The following is a 16073-nucleotide window of genomic DNA, read 5'->3' as shown; positions in this document are numbered from 1 at the left end:
GAGGGGTTGATCACTACGGTCCGTGAGTAGATCGCGGTCGACATCGGCATCGGGGATAGGTAGAAGCACGCAATTCCGGGTGAACGGCGTGCGCGTCCACCACCTGTCATGATTCGCTCGCTGTGAGTGAGGGGCGGAGACATGTACGGGAACCCGGACGAGCTGGACCGGATCGCGGGCGAGATCGAGAAGCGCGCTGATGGCGTGCGGGAGCGGGCCAAGAAGCTCGACGACGACGCGCACAAGATGGAATGGCACTCAGTCGCCGCAGAACGCTGCCGGGAAACCGTCGGCGGGGACAAGCGGCAGCTGGAGAAGGCTGCGGACGGGCTGACCGAGGCCGCCGCGCTGCTGCGCCGACACGCGCAGGAAGTGCGTGAGCTGATCGCGATGATCAAGAAGATCTCCGAAGCCGTGGTCGGCTGGTTCACCAGCGCGATCGACCGGTTCAATCGCGCGGTCGACGCGTTCAACCAGGCAGCACGGGACTTCGCGAACGGTGTCGCCGACGTGCTGGGTTTCGGCGGTAGCCAGCCGCCGTCACCTCCGCAGCCGCCATGGACCGGCTGGAAGTGGGGACCCGACAACCTCCCGCCCGCAGGGGACAAGGCGTGGCTGGAGGCGGGCGAGTACCTGCGTGGGCAGGGGGTGCCCAGATGACCTCGGCACCGCACAGGCTGGTGCTGACCGCCGGTGAATTTGCGTACCTCGTCGAACGCACCGGTGTCGACTTGCCGCCGGCCTGGAGGCCTTCGGCGGACATAGGTCCTGCCGAGGCAGGTCTGATCAAGAAGCGCGTGGTCGACGGGGTAGGCGGCGAGCTCCACCGGTCGGTGATCAAGAACCTGGAGATCCTGGCGTTGCCGATGGTCATGCTGGACACCGTCGCGGCGATCGACGGCAAGGGGCTGCACAGCATGCACGCGATCTCCGGTCCGTTGGGTGCGTCGTTGTTCGAGTTGGGTGACAACGCGGTGGAGATGTCAATGTTCGCCTCGGCGGATTTGGGTAGGGAGCTGATCCGGGCGGTTCCACCCGAGAGCCAGGACACCAACGCCGGGATCGAGTCACGCCTGGGCGGAGGCGGACCGGAGCAGGCTCCGTTGCGTGGCCGGTTGCCTCTGGCGGCGCTGCAGGAGATGGGCGCCGCCCGTCTGTTTCGCGATGCCGACCCCGGCGGCCCGGCTGCTGTCGTTGCCAGGTTGCGACTGTCCGGCGACGAGGCGGCGCTCGCTCAACAGGTGGCGACCGAGACGGACGGGGCGTTGCGGTGTTTTGTCGTCGGTCGTAACGGGATGGCGTCTCAGGTCAGCTGGGTGCACACCGACGGTGGTTGGAGCGGCCTCGATCCCGAACCGGATGGTTCAGGCCGTCGAATCGTGCGACTGGAACCGGCTGATCGTGAGGATCTGGGCACGTGGGTCGCCCCAGCAGTGGCAGGAGCGCTGGCATGAGTGACGAGCCTGTGGAGCCCGGCGCTCCGACGGCAAGGGATGTGGGGATCGCCCCAGTCGCGGACATCGAGGTCAGTGGTGGTGCCGGCGGTTTCCGAGCCAAGGGTGAGGACCTCGTGGCTATGAGCGCTCTCACCGATGAAGTTGCCGGCGACATGCTCAAGACCGCGTTGGCCGGGCACAAGTTTCTCGCTGAGCCGGACGTGCTGGCCTCGGCTCTGCTCAATCCGTCCGGTGTGGTGAAGTTCGAGGCGGCCATGGCCATGGCGCTTGACGGGCCTAACGGTCTCACCGCCACGTCCGCGGCCATCGGTCTGCGCGGTGATGCTCTGCGCGCGACGAAGTTGGCGTACGAGGCTGCCGACGAACTCGCAGCTAGAGGACTCGACGCCTCGCGCTGGATGGCGGGCCTTGCGGTCGCGTCGGCGCCAGGTGGTGTCGTTGCCGCTGGACTCGCAACAGGTACTGCCATCGCCGCCGATGTGTACGCCAACTACGACGGTGACTGGCAGAAGTGGCTGGTCGACCACCCCGGCATGATCGACAACCTGATCGGCATGTCACCCGGCATGTTGTCCGCGCTCGGCGTGCCCGTCGACCTGGCTACCACCTTGGACCTGCTGGCCGCGACGTACGCTGACGGCAACGCTCATGTCACCGCTTTGATGCCCTTGCCTGACCCTGGGCCGCACAACTTGCGTGAAATCATGCTGGGTCTTGACGTGCGCAACGACCCGAACAGTGACCAGGACAACAGCAACCTCGATGTGCGAGTCATCAAGGACGCCAACGGCAAGGTGACCGGCTACATCGTGGACATCCCTGGCACCAAGGACTGGAACGCGCCGTGGGATCCCAAGAGTGCCAACGATTCAGGTGTCAACGTCGACGCCATGGCGGGGAACAACACCGTCCTGCAATTGGGGATCGAGAGGGCGCTGCGTGAGGCCGGTGCGCAGGGCAGCGGCGTGCCGGTGATGCTGGTCGGCCACAGCCAGGGCGGCATCGTCGCCGCCCAGTCGAGCAGCGACCTGGTTGCAAGCGGGTACAACGTGACGCACGTGGTCACCGCCGGCTCACCGGTCGGTCGCATCGACATTCCCGGCAACGTGCAGATGCTGTCGCTGGAGAACAGGAACGACATCGTTCCGCGCCTTGACGCCAGCGACAACCCGAACACCGCGAATCGCACGACGGTCACCTTCGAGAACCAGACCGGGAGCATCGGCGGCAACCACAGCATCGGTGGACACCGGTACGACGAGAGGCACCGCGACGAGCCGCCTGTCGATCAAAACTACGTTGCCGTGGCTGGGCAACTGGACGGGAGTTCGGATCCTTCAGTGCGGCGATTCTTGGACAGCACGGGTGCGTTCACCCAAGGCAGCGGGCTTGATTCGCAGCTGCTGCGTTATCGAGTGTCGCGGGAGGGCGTGAATTGAGCGCGGCGGTGAGGTTGACAGGCCTGGTTGCCCTTCTGGTCGGCTTGTTGGCGGGGTGCAGTGTGCTCGAGCAGCGTCACGACGACGTGGAGGATCTCGGCAAGAAGATCGTGGCGGACTGGAAGGAACAGCCAGAGGTCGCGGAGGCGAAGTACGACTACCGGCACGGGATCGACCAGGGACAGATCATGTACATGGTGGTCATCGTCCGCGCGGAGTCGGTCTCGAACGAGGTCGTCGACAAGCTGAAGGACATCGCGAATCGCGACTTTTGGGAGAGCCCGGCGTATGACCGCGACGACCTGTCGCTGCGGTTCGTCGCTTACTCCTCGGACAACCCGCCCGTAGACGGGCAACCGGAACCGGACAGGTCGATTCGCAGAGAAGGTCTTGGTGTGCCTGAGAAAGTCGCGCTGGAGAAGTACGGACCGAGACCGTCCAAAAGGTGAGTGTGGATGAGGCTGGGAGACTCTGAGACACGTCCTCGCTGGGGTGCGAGGAAGTGAAGTGAGCACCGCAGTGCGTTCAGCTGTGCTGGGCAGCCTGTTCGTCATGGTGGGCTTGCTGACCGGGTGCAACGTCGCCGACCAGTACCACGAGGGAGTGGACAGCTTCGGCAAGCAGACGGTCGCTGACTGGAAGGCGATGCCGGAGGTGGTCGAGGCGACATACGAGTACCGCCATGGACTGGATCAGGGACAGGTCTTGTACCTCGACGTCATGATCCGCGGGGATGTCGACAAGGACAAGGTGATCGGCCAGTTGCAGGAGGTCGCCAGAAAGAACTTCTGGCAGAAGACCTCGTCGAACGACGTCAAGGTGAACCTCGCGGTCCACTCCGAGAGCAGCGCGCTCGGCGGCGGGTCCGCGACGCCCGGTCCGGTGATCTACCAGGGTGGGCTCGGCCAGGGTTCCGGATCGCCCGAAGAGAAGTACGGGCCGAGAGCGACGACGAGGTGAGTGGATGATGACTCCGGACGAATGGCTGGCTGATTTCGAGGCCAAGACGGCTGAATTGCGGCGCAACGCGGTCGCGTTTCGCCGCAACCTGGAGGCTGCAGGGCAGACCGTTACCTCCGACGACAAGGCGTTGACTGTGACGGTGGCGCCGAACGGTGCCCTGCTCGACCTCAAGATCGCGCAGAACCCGGAGCTCGCGGCGAGACTCATGGCGTTGGTGCGGCAGGCGCGGGAGGGTGCCGCGGCCAACGTGCTGGGCGAGTTCCGCAACGCGGTCGGCGGACAGGCGGGACAGCTTGACACCGATGTGTCGGTGCCTGCGTTCGGTACTCCTGAACCGCGGAAGCCGAATCATCCGCAGCTGGTCGAGGACGAGGACTTCAGTGACAACTCGATCTACCGGCGGCCGTAGAGGTTGCTGCGTAGCGGGCGTCCCGGTACGACTGCGAACCGCACAACGGTCGCCTTCGGAACCAGAACCGACCGAGGTGACGTCGGCTTGTCACGGGAAGCGGGAGGGAGTGGCGTGAGCGCGGCAAGGCGTGTGGTCGGTGTGGTGGGCGTGGTTGTGCTGTTGGTCGGGCTGCTGTCCGGATGCAATCTCTTCGTGCAGTACTACGAGGACGTGGACGAGCTCTGCAAGAAGATCGTGGCGGACTGGAAGGCGCAGCCAGAGGTAGTCGACGCGACCTACGTCTACGTGCACGGCATCGACTCGGGGCAGCAGATCGATCTCGATGTCATCGTCCGCGCGGAGTCGGACACGGCCGAGATCCTCGAAAAGCTGGAGGACATCGCGAATCGCGACTACTGGCTGAGCACGGCGTACGACCGTGAGGACCACATGTCGTTCCAGTACGTCGTCTACTCCTCGGACAACCCGCCGGCAAAGGGTGAAGTGGGCCTGCCCAAGTCGATCGGTCAGGGCGATATTGGCGTGTCGCCGAAAGTCGGTTTGGAGAGGTACGGGCCGAGACCGACGATGAAGTGAGCGAACCCTGACCCCGGACGAGTGGCTGGCCGACTTCGAGGCCACGACCGCAGAACTGCAGCGCAATGCGGCCGCGTTCCGTCGCAACCCGGAGATGGCGGCGCAGACCGTCACCTCCGAGGACAAGATGCTGACCGTGACGGTGTCACCGAACGGGCCCTGCTCGATCTCAAGATCGCACAGAACCCGGAGCTCTCCGCGAAGATCATGGAGTTGGTGCGGCGGGTGAGGGAAGGCGCTGCGGCCAACGTGCTCGGCGAGTTCCGGAACGCGGTCGGCGGGCAGGCAGGTCAGTTGGACACCGATGTGTCCGTTCCTGCCTTCGGTACGCCTGAGCTGCGGAAGCCGAAGGCGGTCGAGGACGACTACTTCAGCGACAACTCGAGCTATCGCTGATGCGGCTCTACCCAGCTTGTCGAGCCCCCGCTATCCATGGCCGCATCAGTTCCACAGGTCGGTCGGCGACATCGCTCGCAGGCCATGAAATTCCGGTAGGCACGATCGCGTGCGCTGAGTACGTCGAGCAGTGAGAAGCAGCCGATGCATCTGTGTCGTCGAGTTCCGGTTGGCACCTCAGGTGGCGTCGAATCAGGTTCTCCGTAGAAAGTCCGAGTAACGATGCCTTGCCTGGCGCCGATGCGTACTCTGATGCGGGAGTGCCCGTGGGAGATGCCTGTCGCACGTACCAGAGGGCCTCCATCTCGCCGGAGCACGGGAGGGGTATCGGGGTTGCAGCCAGGCAGTTTTATCATGCAACTGGGCAGATGGGACATCGGTCGTGTGAGTGCGATTCAGTCGAGTCGGGTCCGCATCGAATACTTCGAGTCGATTGCCGAACCGATCGCCGAAACTGTTGATGCCCTCGTGCAGGATTGTCAACCCGTCATGCTCCCCGTGGGGGCGCGAGTTTTTTGGTGTGACCCCGACACCCACGACTGGACCGCGGGAAGGGTCACCGCCCGGCAGGGTGAATCGTATTTCGTTCGGTTCCCCAACAGCGGCGAGGACCGGCGAGTGAGCGGCTCGGATCTGAGGGTGCGCTGGAACCGCCCTGTTCAGGATCCGCTGCACGTGCTTACGGCTGGCGGGAGTGAGCCCTGGTTCTTTCGACAGGCTCGTATGCCGATGTTGAACGCGCTGGTCCGGCAGCGCGCCGCTTGTGCGAACGTCCCCGCATTCTTGTCCTCTGCGGTCGAACTGTTCCCCCACCAGGTTCAAGCGAGTCTCACCGTCCTGTCGGACCCGGTTCAGCGGTACCTCTTGGCCGATGAAGTCGGACTGGGGAAGACGGTCGAGGCCGGGTTTGTCGTCCGTCAGACTCTCATCGACAACCCCTTGGCCAAGATCACGATCTTGGCGCCGGACGTGCTGCGCAGGCAGTGGATCCGTGAGTTGACGGGCAAGTTCTTCACCGACGACTTCCCGCGAGCCGAAATCAGAGTCGTCGCACACGAGAACCCGACCGGCTGGGCCAAGCACAAGAACAGCGATCTGCTCGTCGTGGACGAAGCGCACGCGCTCGTCCAGGGAGGTGACCCAAACTCGTCGCCGTACCGCGAGTTGGCACCGTTGGCCCACACCGCGGAGCGGCTTCTGCTCCTCTCTGCCACTCCCATCACGTCGAACCTGATCACCCACCTCGGCCTGCTGCACCTCCTGGACCCTGACGTCTACCGATGGGAGGACCGGGCGGCGTTCGAGGCGCGCTACGCTCTGCGTGCCGAACTCGCGGATGTCGTCTACGCGATCGATGCCGACTGGCCACCTCTGCTCTCGATGAACATTGATCGGGTACGTGCGGTCCTTCCCGAGGACAAGCGAGTTGAGGAGTTGGGTGCTGCGGTGCTCTCCTTGCTCACGCTCGACGGCGACCTCGCCGATATCGCCGACGAGGACGAGCTAAAGCTGCGCGTCGACGAGTTGCGAGGACACATCAGCGAGACCTACAGGTTGCACCGGCGGACGATCCGCCACCGGCGATCCCAAGTCTTGGCGGACCGGGCCGACTCCGACTTCGTGCCGTACGAGGTGCGGGGGCGGGAGCTCCCGAGGCGTTTGACGATCGAGTCCCCTGCCGACGAGCGAATCCAGGAGATCCTCGAAGAATGGCGGACCGGTACACGGAGCGCCCTGCTGGACATGGGGATCGAGGACGAGGATGCCAGCTACGCCCAGGTCTACGGCATCCTCATGTCGCGTTCGGGCGTCAGTGGGCGTGACCTCCTCGAGATCCTGCGGTTGCGGGTCGAGCATGTCGAACCGTCGATCGACCTGGACCCGGTGGATCGCGGACTCTTGACCTTCCCCCCGGTCCTGGCCCACGAGCCCGATATTCTGTGCGCGGTCGAGGAGGCTGTGGCCGAGAGCGGCGTCATCGCCTTCGAGCCGGTGACCAAGGCCCTGCTGTCGGTGCTCCCACAGCACCGCAAGATGATCGCGTTCTGTGGTGGTGGTGCCCTCGCGGACGACCTGGCCGCCCATCTGCGGGCGCGGTTCCCGAAGGCTCCGATGTTCCGGCATACGAGATCCATGGCTGCGGAGGACGCGGAGGAGTCGGTCACCAGCTGGCGGGATGCGGCGAGCGGCCTGCTGGTGTGCGATGACTCCGGTGAAGACGGCCTCAACCTTCAGGTCGCAGACGCGGCGATCCACCTGAGGCTGCCATGGTCGCCCAACCGGCTCGAACAACGGCTCGGGCGGGTGGACAGATTCGTGGAGAGCGGCAGGAACACACCACACGGGCCTGCCGTGCACTACGTCGTGCTGCCTTTGGATGGCGAGTTGGCGGCAACGACCTCGTGGCTGGAACTGCTGTGCCGTGGCTATCGCATCTTCGACACCTCGGTGTCGACGCTTCAGGACGCGATCTCTCAAGGGCTGGGCTTCGTGTGGCGTCGAGCCCTCGACGTCGGGCCGGACGGGCTGGTGGACTGCGCCGAACAGGTCGAGCGGGCGTTGAAGGAAGCGTCGATCGAAATCGACAAGATGGACATGCTGGAGTCGATCCACCACAGCGTCACCTACTCCGATGACGTGGCGAACGCCATGAGCGAGTTGGAGACCGACTGGCACAAGATCCGGGACGCGGTCCTTGGCTATACATCGGACAAGAACGGCGGCATCAACATCCGCCGGCTGGAGCGATCCATCGACGGCAGGCGCGTGGAGGTGTTCGACATTGCCGGGTCCAAGCCCAGGGTCGACCCGAGCATCCTGCGCGTTGCCCGATCCCGCTTCGGCGAGGACTCGGGTAAGGGTGTGTTCAACCGATCTGTCGCCGTTCAGCCTCCGGGCAGACGGATCTTCCGCATCGGCAACCCGGTCGTCGACCTCTTGGCGCATGTGATCGACAACGACGACAGGGGCCAGGCGACATGCGTGGTCCGGATCGACCCCCGGCGTCAAGAAGAGGAACCGGGCATCTACTTTGGCTTCGACTTCCTGGTCGAGGCGGACCTGCGGGCCGCGATCGCTTGTGTACCCGATGCGCCCAGCGCGGTTCCCGCCTTGCGGCGTCGCGCCGATCGGCTGTTTGCCCCTTTCACGATGCGGGTGTGGGTCGAGGCAGAAGAGGACTGCGCAGTGGCAGACCCGGAGGCCACGAGGTGGCTGGAGCGACCGCTCGACCCTCGGCGTGATCACGACATCACCGGACGGAAGCTCGACGAGTTGATCGGTCTGCTCGGCGGCTGGGCGGGCTTCCGTAAAACCGGTGTCGAGGCGCAGCATTTGGCACGCGTTCACCTGGCCGAGACGGCGAAGCTCACCGAACTGTCCGCGGCGGCATTGGGACGAGCGAAGGCCGGCTTGCGGGTGATGCAGGCGCAGGCCAAGGCGCGGGCGCTGGCGGGCCGGCTGGTGAACGACGAGGAGACGATGGTTTTGGACAACGCCCTGACGTCCGCTCTCGCGGACGGGGTCAGCGACCCCAGCGCACGCGTGGTCGCGGCGATGTGCGTGGTCCGGACGGGGATTCCAGGGCAGGCTCGTGGGTTCTGATTCGTGGACGGGCGCACAGCAGTTGTTCAGCCAGTGGCCCACCATCCCGTCCTACGACGATGCGACCGGGCTCCAGCGCAGGCTGACTGACGCCGTACGTGAGTTGGGCACGCAACGCGCGTCCAAGGTCGACGTGGCGGTGCTGACCCGGCAGGTGCTGTTGGAGGCTGCGGCTCGGGGAAACAACGCGGGATTGGTCGTACCGCTCGATCCGGCACTCCCAGGTATATCCGAGTGGTCGAACGCCGAGTGCACCGTGGTTGAGACGCCCAGCGGATTGCGCGTGTGGGCGAACCCGTGGACTCCGGAGATGGGAGGGCCGTCCCTGGCGTCGGCTGCAGCCGAAGAAGACCTGATCAACGTCTACCTCGGCAGCGAGGCGCACCAACGCTTCACTCCTGCGGCTGTGCCGGCCGACCCGTTCATGACCAGTGCCTTCGGTCATCGAACCTATAAATCCACCGGGCAGCGGCAACTGGCTCGTGCGGTAGCGCTTGCCGAGCCGGGCTCCACGCTGATCCTCAGCCTGCCTACCGGGCAGGGCAAGACCGCCGTCGCCTTGGGCGCAGGGTTGGTGTCCCCTGAGCAGTCGGGGTTGGCGGTGGTCGTCGTTCCAACTGTCGTGCTCGCGCTGGACATGGAGCGGCGGACCAGGGAGGTGATGCGGTACCACGACATCGGCGCGCCGGATGACCGTTTCGCTTACGTGAGCGGGCTTGATGACGACGACAAGCGACGGATCCGGGAAGCGATCAGATCCGGTCGGCAGCGTGTGCTGTTCACCTCGCCGGAGGCCTTGGTCACCGGTCTCGCGAAGGCTTTGGAAGACGCCGCAGCCGCCGGGTACTTCCGCCACTTCGTGATCGACGAGGCCCATCTAGTGGAGCAGTGGGGTATCCGGTTCCGTCAGTCGTTCCAGACGATGGCCAGGCATCGTGATCGGTGGGTCGCATCGGCCCCGGAGGGCAGGGCTCCAGTGACGGTCGCGATGAGCGCGACCTTTACACGTGACCAGATCTCCAGCCTAAGGTTCATGTTCGGCGACCCCGAGCGTACGCGGGTCGTTGCTGCAGCGCAGTTGCGGCACGAACCGAGTTTCTACGTGGCACACCACACGACCGAGGCGGGCCGCGTGTCAGCGGTTTTGCGCGCAGTGCACCTGCTGCCCAAGCCCATGGTGCTTTACGTAACTACTCGCCGCGATGCTCGGTGGTGGCGGGATCGACTGCACCAGGCAGGTCTGCGTCGAGTCACTGCGGTTACTGGTGAGTCCTCCGATGTCGAGCGGCAGAACGCGATGACGGGATGGAGCGGTCGGGACTCGACTGGAGAGGTTTCGACCGCCTACGACGTCGTGGTCGGTACTTCTGCCTTCGGTCTCGGAGTCGATGTGGGCGATGTCCGGACGATCGTGCACGCTTGCGTGCCGGAATCCGTGGACCGCTTCTATCAGGAGGTGGGGCGCGGTGGACGCGACGGTTTCCCGTCCCTGTCGGTCTTGTTGAGCACCGACGAAGACTTCGACGTCGCCGCGAGCCTCGCGGACGAGCGGCTCATCAGCGCGGCCTTGGCGTTCGAGCGGTGGCACGCGATGTTCGTCAAGGCAGAGCGGCTGGAAAGGGAGGTGTACCGCGTCGACCTTGACCGCTACCGAGCCGAACTGTCCAGGACCTCGAAGACGAACCGGGGGTGGAACCTGCACATCCTCGGTCTGATGCACCGTGCCCGACTGATCGATCTGTCGTTGTCGGTACCCCCCGAGGCCGGAGCCGACGTCTGGGACGACGAACTCGGCACACCCAGCCAGTCCGCCGATCGGTTCGTGCAAATCACCCTCCTGGACGGTGCCGCGAACCGAGAGGGTGAGTTCTTGGAGCGGATCAGGCGCGTTCGCGGGGAGATCAAGCACAGCCGGCGTCTGGCGGTCGACGGAATGCGGGACCTGCTCAGTGGACGACACTGCGTCGGACAGGTGCTAGCGGCCTACTACAGTACCGACGACGTCGCGATCGGTGTGACCTGCCGCGGGTGCCCGCGGTGCCGTCGGGAGGAGAAGCGGCCGGGGGAAGTCTTCTACCGGCTGGCGGCCGAACCATCCCCGTTCCTTCCGGCTCCGACCCGCAAAGTCGACTACGACCCACTCGTCCGCTTCCGGGGCCGGACGAACTGCCTCAGCATCACCTGGGACGGTGATGCGGACTTCCGGCGGTCGGTGCCCAGGCTACTCAATGCACTGGTGCGACGAGGGATCCCCGTCGTGGGCGGGCCCGGTGCGACTTCGGAATTGATGGCAGCGCTCCAGCGGGACGCGGGCGAACTTCCCTTGATCCACGACCAGGATGACGATCTGTTGAGGTCCTATGCGGGACCAATGGTGTGGGTCGGCACGCCCGAAACTTGGTGCCTACCAACAGATGTGGTGGAGAGGATCTGGTCTACGGACCTCGTCTACGTCGTCCATCCGGCCGCCACCTCGCACCCGGAGAAGGCGTCGGAAGCCTTTGCCACAATCCATCGACCGACCGTGTCCGTGCGCGCAGCGTTGGAGTTCCTCTGATGGCCTTTCTGAACGTCGACCGGGCGCTACCCCCCCAACTTTGGGCGCTGGTCCGGCTGTTGAGCGTGCGACAGCCCCTGACCGACAGCCAGGCCAGGGCGTTCATGAGCCCGGACTCGCTGAGCGCGGGGATGAAGTCCGACCCTCCATTCCAGCCCACGGTTCGTACGTTGCTGGAATTGGGCTTGGTGGCGCAGGACGAGAGCGGCAGGCTGACGCTGCGGTACTCGATGCCGAGCCTGGCGGACTTCCAGCACCGTCTCCGCGAGGCCCTCTTCTTCCCGGAGCGCAACACCGATCTGGAGTCCGATCCCATTACCGGCAACAGGGACATGACCATCGTCCTCTCCTACTTCCTCTCCTTCGACCCGCTGGACTCCCCAGTCAGCCGGACACAGGTCGACGAAAGGAGCGCGAGGAGTTTCTCGGTGGAGGGCAAGAACCCAACACCGAGCAATGTCCGTTGGCCACGGTTCGTCCACTGGGCACCGATGCTCGGCCTTGGCGCCGCACCACTGATGCCGACATCCGACTCGGGCGTGCTGAGCCCGGACTGCACGAAGGCGGTCCGCCAGGTGCTGGCCGCGTCCCGGTTGGTGGGGAAGACCGTCTCAGCCGTGGATGTGGTGCGGACGATTAGGGAGGCCATACCCGTGCTACCGGGGGGCGCCTACTCGATCCGGCTGGGGATTCCAGATCCCGGCGAGCAGGCCGTCGGCCCTGCCCTTTCCTTCGCACTCCTGCGCGGTCGCCATGAGGGGTGGTTGCGGTTCGAGCGTTTCGCAGACAGCGCGAGTTCGGTGACCGTCGCTGATCGGGATGAGCCCAACCGCCGGGTATCGGACATCGTGGTCTCGGAGGGAATCAATGGCTGACCAATTCACCCTCCACACCTGCTGGCGCGCCGAGGAGGCGGCTCAGACGATCAACACCGAGGCGGTCAGCCCTTCCCGCGCCGTCTTCCTGGCCACCCATGCCACGTTCAGGCTCCGACGCAGCCGGTTGACCGGCGGAACGCGCGAAGACGCGAAGAACATGGAGCGCGCAGCGGACCTCGTAGACGAGAAGGCGGTGCTGTCCGATTTCTTGGCACGGAAGTCCGACACCGGCGCCCTGCTGATGCCAATCGTGGGTGAGTCGGGAACGGGCAAGTCCCATCTCATTAGATGGGTTCGAGAGCAGGTCGAGGACACACCCAAGCGCAAGGTCATCTACTTGGAGAAGGGGAAGACCAGTCTCAAGGCCGTCATCGCAGAACTACTCGCCGACCTTGAATCGGACAACGCGGCTGAACTTCGCCGCACTATCGACAAACTCTCTTCGAGTGTGGAGCCGGAAGCCCTGGCGAGACGCCTGATCAACAGCATTGAGGAAGAACTGTCAGCCACCACCCAGGAGGGTGTGTCTGGACCGATACGAGTCTTGCGTGGCCCTCGCGGGGTGGCCGTTCTGCTGCAAGACCCCCACGTCCGCAACCACATGCTGGAATCGACGCGGTTCATCCCGCAACTGGCACACCAACTCCTGCACGACCGCCGCGACGGCGAGCAGCAGCGTCCTGAGCGGTTCACCACCGAGGACCTGCCATTGGAATTCGGTGACATTGGCAAGGTCGCGCAGATGACAGCCGGAGTGCTGAAGATGCTCAGCACTAACCCGCCGATGAAGGTAGCTGCTGTCGACCTGTTGAACGAGTGTTTGGAGGCCGCAGTCAAGCGGGCCTTCAACCTGGGGGCGGGCAGCCTTGTGTCGGCGATGGAGGAGGTGCGCCGGGAGTACGGCCGGCGGGGCCGCGAGATCATTCTCCTGGTAGAGGATTTCGCACTCATTCAAGGAATGCAACGGGAACTGCTGGACGCCATGATCGAACCCGCGCGGCGGGAAGGCGTCGAGGTGCTGGCTCGCATCCGGACCCTGCTTGCGGTGACAACCGGCTATTTCCAGTCCTTGCCGGAGACGGTGCTGACGCGTCTGCACGCCACGGTGGGATACGTCTACGACCTCGACGCTCCGTTCGACCCCACTGGGAGTGGGGAGGATTATATGGCCTCCTTCATCGGGCGTTATCTCAACGCCGCCAGGATCGGGAGCGAAGCACTCGAAGCGGTGTCGGAGGGTGCCGAGGTTCCCAATCATTGCGACGACTGCAAGTTCAAGACTGAGTGCCACCCTGCGTTTGGCGTGTCAGACGAGGGCTACGGCCTCTACCCCTTTAACCGATCGGCCCTGACCAGAGCCGTGCACTCCACCGCTCCTGTGGAGGCGCCGTACCAGTTCGTGCCGCGCGCGGTGCTGGGGTCCGTGGTGCACAAGGTTCTCGTCGAGGACGCCAAGCCCATTCGGGACGGGGCTTTCCCGCATCGGGGCTTCATTGACAGGTTCCGCCGGGCGAAGATCGACGATCCGCTCGATAGCGCCACGCTCGACATGGTGGAGTCCGCGCACCCTGCCGAAGTCGATCGGTATCGAGCGTTTCTGGAGTTCTGGGGCAACGCGGAGTCGCCATTCGAAGCGGAAGCGGCGGTCCGACTTGCATTTGGGTTGGCACCGCTGAAGGCTTCAGATACCCGTCGCCCGCGGACTCGGGGTGTGCCGAAGCCCGCGGTGGAGCGAGACAAAGCTCCTGAAGCGGGCAGTTCTTCGCTGCCACAATCCCTCCGGAGCCGCCTCCAGGAGATTGAGGACTGGGCAACGAAGGACACCGACGCGATGTCCAATGTCGCCCGTGAACTCAGGACGATCGCCGCCGACGTGGTCACCCAGCGGTACGACTGGGCAGATCCGTTGATGAATAGCATGACCAAGGATGCGCTCAAGTCGATCTGGAGCGCGACCTCTGGTGCAGTGCACATCCGTGGGGCGCGAGGCGGGCTGAAGGTCGACCCGGAGTCGGCGCCGATCCAGTTCGCGAAGAGCGGGCAGAACGCCCAATTCTTCAAGTCGATACTGCAATTGAGCCAAGGGTACCCGCCCATCTCGATGGACAGCGTGTATCGCTTGGCCGAGTTGGCTGAGTCGAAGGCCGCAGACTTCACTGCGGCCGTCCTCGTGAAGCAGGAGATCACCGATCCGGATCTTGTGCTGGGGCTGAGGGTGTCGTTGATCGGCGCCGCCTTGGCCGGCCGGGCCTGGCCTGGCATGCCGGAGGCAGGAATGGTCGATGCGGTCCTGCACGACGGCAAAGGGTGGGTTCGTGAGGACTTCGCGGCGCGCGTACCGCGGTGGAACTCGACGCTGGCAGATCACCTGAGCAAGCGCGAGGAGCTAGTCACACGGATCAGGAACGCGGTTGGTATCTCACAAGGTGAGCGCGGAAGGGTACGCCTGATCGACGCCGCACATCTGCTTCCGCTGCTCCAGCAGGCGGCCCAGGAGTGGACATGGCAGGTCGGCGACCGTTCGGTGCCGGCTTGGGTCTCGGCCGCGGCCAAAGGATTCATGTTGCTCCCCAGCATGGTCGACGAGCAGTTGGGCGCGCTGCGGGACTTGTTGGCCTCGCTGCGACGCAGAGTCGCGCGCGGGATGCTGTCCAAGGTCGTGCAGGCGGTTCTGGACGCCATGGACGAGGCGAAGCAGCACGGATTGCACCTGACCTCTGCACAGAGCGAGAACTTGAGGCGGCTCGCGACAGATGTCCAGGACGTGGACTGGCACGTCATCACCGAACTTGAGGACGACCTCGCTCGCCTCGCTGATACGTCGGGCGAGGGTCAGGACCGGGCCAAGGCTGAAATGATCGTCGCTGCCCGAGGACGTGGTCCGGCACTGCCCGCCATTCGCGCCTTCCTGGAGGCCAGCAACGACTGGTTGGACGAGGCGTTGGAATCAGCCAGGAACCGCATCGGTGGGCACGAGGAGGAAACCTCGGACAACCTCAACTCGGTAGTTCGCGAGTGGGCCGAGATAGTGTTTAGCGAGGAGTCGGCCAATGAGTGAGGCAACCGTCTTCGAGAAGGTCGAGCAGCTGCGGAGCGAGACGCGTCGCTTGGCGACCGCGGAGAAGGGCGCCGACGAGGCGCGGCGGATCGGTAGTCGGGTGACGAAACTGAAGGCCTCGCTCGGGGAGTTGCGCACCCAGGTTGAACTTGCCTGCAAGGTCAACGAGACCATCGGGTCCAATAGAGTGGATCTGTCCGCTGTAGACGATGGTTATCGAGACTTCGAAGCCAAAGTGCGAAGTGTGACCAATCCCAACAACGCAGTCTTCGAGCGAGCAAACCAACGTATTGCTGCAGTGTGCAAACGACTGGAGGAGGAGACTCGCTCGGCGTGGTCCACTTGGGCCTCGGCCCGCATCTCGGAGTTGCATCTGACGCGCATCCCAATGCTCCCGCCAAGAGACCAGCGTGAGGCTCGTCGGAAACAGGGCGAACTGGAGCGGTGGTCCCGCGGGAACGAGTTGTCCAGACCGATTATCAGCCTTTTCACAACCTCGATCAGCGGGTTGGCTGACATGCTCGCCGATGCTCCCGACGCGCCTCCCGAAGTTGCGGACCTGATGGTGAGGCTTTCGGGTGACCAACCGCCCACGCTGGCGCAGATCACCGACGACGAGATCTCGTTGCTGCGGTCGCTGCACTTCGATGAGCAGATCACGCTGAAGAGGATCAGTACGTGAGTGAAGTTAAGCCAAGGTTCGTCAACGACCTCCTCTCAGCCTTGGAGGACCG

Annotated in this window: 13 protein-coding genes; all 13 read left to right on the top strand. The window is 64.5% G+C overall.

Annotated features, from left to right (window positions below; genetic code table 11):
• The first annotated feature begins 141 nt into the window (after positions 1–141).
• Positions 142–660 carry a WXG100 family type VII secretion target gene (locus G7043_RS15835; RefSeq protein ID WP_166046441.1) on the top strand — a complete coding sequence of 173 codons (519 nt, stop codon included), beginning with the start codon at positions 142–144 and terminating at the stop codon, positions 658–660.
• The gene (locus G7043_RS15830; protein ID WP_166046440.1) at positions 657–1454 is read left to right on the top strand and encodes a hypothetical protein; all 798 of its coding nucleotides are present in this window, start codon (positions 657–659) and stop codon (positions 1452–1454) included. Before G7043_RS15835 ends, G7043_RS15830 begins: the two co-directional genes overlap by 4 nt.
• A complete protein-coding gene (locus G7043_RS15825; RefSeq protein ID WP_166046439.1) occupies positions 1451–2896 on the top strand; it encodes a lipase family protein in 1446 nt (481 codons plus the stop codon). The genes G7043_RS15830 and G7043_RS15825 overlap by 4 nt, the downstream gene beginning before the upstream one ends.
• Positions 2893–3345 (top strand): hypothetical protein, encoded by a 453-nt coding sequence (locus G7043_RS15820; RefSeq protein ID WP_166046438.1) that lies wholly within the window; start codon positions 2893–2895, stop codon positions 3343–3345. The genes G7043_RS15825 and G7043_RS15820 overlap by 4 nt, the downstream gene beginning before the upstream one ends.
• Positions 3346–3403: 58 nt before the next feature.
• Positions 3404–3856 carry a hypothetical protein gene (locus G7043_RS15815; protein ID WP_166046437.1) on the top strand — a complete coding sequence of 151 codons (453 nt, stop codon included), beginning with the start codon at positions 3404–3406 and terminating at the stop codon, positions 3854–3856.
• Between the two features lie 4 nt (positions 3857–3860).
• Positions 3861–4268, top strand: a complete 408-nt coding sequence (locus tag G7043_RS15810; protein ID WP_166046436.1) for a YbaB/EbfC family nucleoid-associated protein — start codon at positions 3861–3863, stop codon at positions 4266–4268.
• A gap of 114 nt (positions 4269–4382) precedes the next feature.
• A complete protein-coding gene (locus G7043_RS15805; RefSeq protein ID WP_166046435.1) occupies positions 4383–4847 on the top strand; it encodes a hypothetical protein in 465 nt (154 codons plus the stop codon).
• A gap of 225 nt (positions 4848–5072) precedes the next feature.
• Positions 5073–5243, top strand: a complete 171-nt coding sequence (locus tag G7043_RS15800) for a hypothetical protein (protein ID WP_166046434.1) — start codon at positions 5073–5075, stop codon at positions 5241–5243.
• Between the two features lie 354 nt (positions 5244–5597).
• On the top strand, positions 5598–8846 hold the full coding sequence (gene dpdE / locus G7043_RS15795) for a protein DpdE (protein WP_166046433.1): 3249 nt from the start codon (positions 5598–5600) through the stop codon (positions 8844–8846).
• On the top strand, positions 8836–11403 hold the full coding sequence (dpdF, locus tag G7043_RS15790; RefSeq protein WP_166046432.1) for a protein DpdF: 2568 nt from the start codon (positions 8836–8838) through the stop codon (positions 11401–11403). The genes dpdE and dpdF overlap by 11 nt, the downstream gene beginning before the upstream one ends.
• Entirely contained in the window at positions 11403–12278 is an 876-nt protein-coding gene (gene dpdG, locus G7043_RS15785) for a protein DpdG (protein WP_166046431.1), read from the top strand. Before dpdF ends, dpdG begins: the two co-directional genes overlap by 1 nt.
• Positions 12271–15339, top strand: coding sequence for a protein DpdH (gene dpdH / locus G7043_RS15780; protein WP_166046430.1), 3069 nt, complete (start codon positions 12271–12273; stop codon positions 15337–15339). Before dpdG ends, dpdH begins: the two co-directional genes overlap by 8 nt.
• Positions 15332–16021, top strand: a complete 690-nt coding sequence (locus G7043_RS15775) for a hypothetical protein (RefSeq protein WP_166046429.1) — start codon at positions 15332–15334, stop codon at positions 16019–16021. The genes dpdH and G7043_RS15775 overlap by 8 nt, the downstream gene beginning before the upstream one ends.
• The last annotated feature ends 52 nt before the right edge of the window (positions 16022–16073 follow it).

Origin of the sequence: Lentzea alba (assembly GCF_011067745.1) — a bacterium.
GTDB classification, from domain to species: domain Bacteria; phylum Actinomycetota; class Actinomycetes; order Mycobacteriales; family Pseudonocardiaceae; genus Lentzea; species Lentzea alba.
This window is presented reverse-complemented; position numbering and strand designations above follow the sequence as displayed.

What these genes read in the sequence shown, in the direction of transcription:
- G7043_RS15830 (WP_166046440.1), top strand. Translation starts at nt 657, where the DNA reads ATGACCTCGGCACCGCACAGGCTGGTGCTGACCGCCGGTGAATTTGCG.
- G7043_RS15825 (WP_166046439.1), top strand. Translation starts at nt 1,451, where the DNA reads ATGAGTGACGAGCCTGTGGAGCCCGGCGCTCCGACGGCAAGGGATGTG.
- G7043_RS15835 (WP_166046441.1), top strand. Translation starts at nt 142, where the DNA reads ATGTACGGGAACCCGGACGAGCTGGACCGGATCGCGGGCGAGATCGAG.
- dpdH (WP_166046430.1), top strand. Translation starts at nt 12,271, where the DNA reads ATGGCTGACCAATTCACCCTCCACACCTGCTGGCGCGCCGAGGAGGCG.
- G7043_RS15810 (WP_166046436.1), top strand. Translation starts at nt 3,861, where the DNA reads ATGATGACTCCGGACGAATGGCTGGCTGATTTCGAGGCCAAGACGGCT.
- dpdG (WP_166046431.1), top strand. Translation starts at nt 11,403, where the DNA reads ATGGCCTTTCTGAACGTCGACCGGGCGCTACCCCCCCAACTTTGGGCG.
- dpdE (WP_166046433.1), top strand. Translation starts at nt 5,598, where the DNA reads ATGCAACTGGGCAGATGGGACATCGGTCGTGTGAGTGCGATTCAGTCG.
- G7043_RS15775 (WP_166046429.1), top strand. Translation starts at nt 15,332, where the DNA reads ATGAGTGAGGCAACCGTCTTCGAGAAGGTCGAGCAGCTGCGGAGCGAG.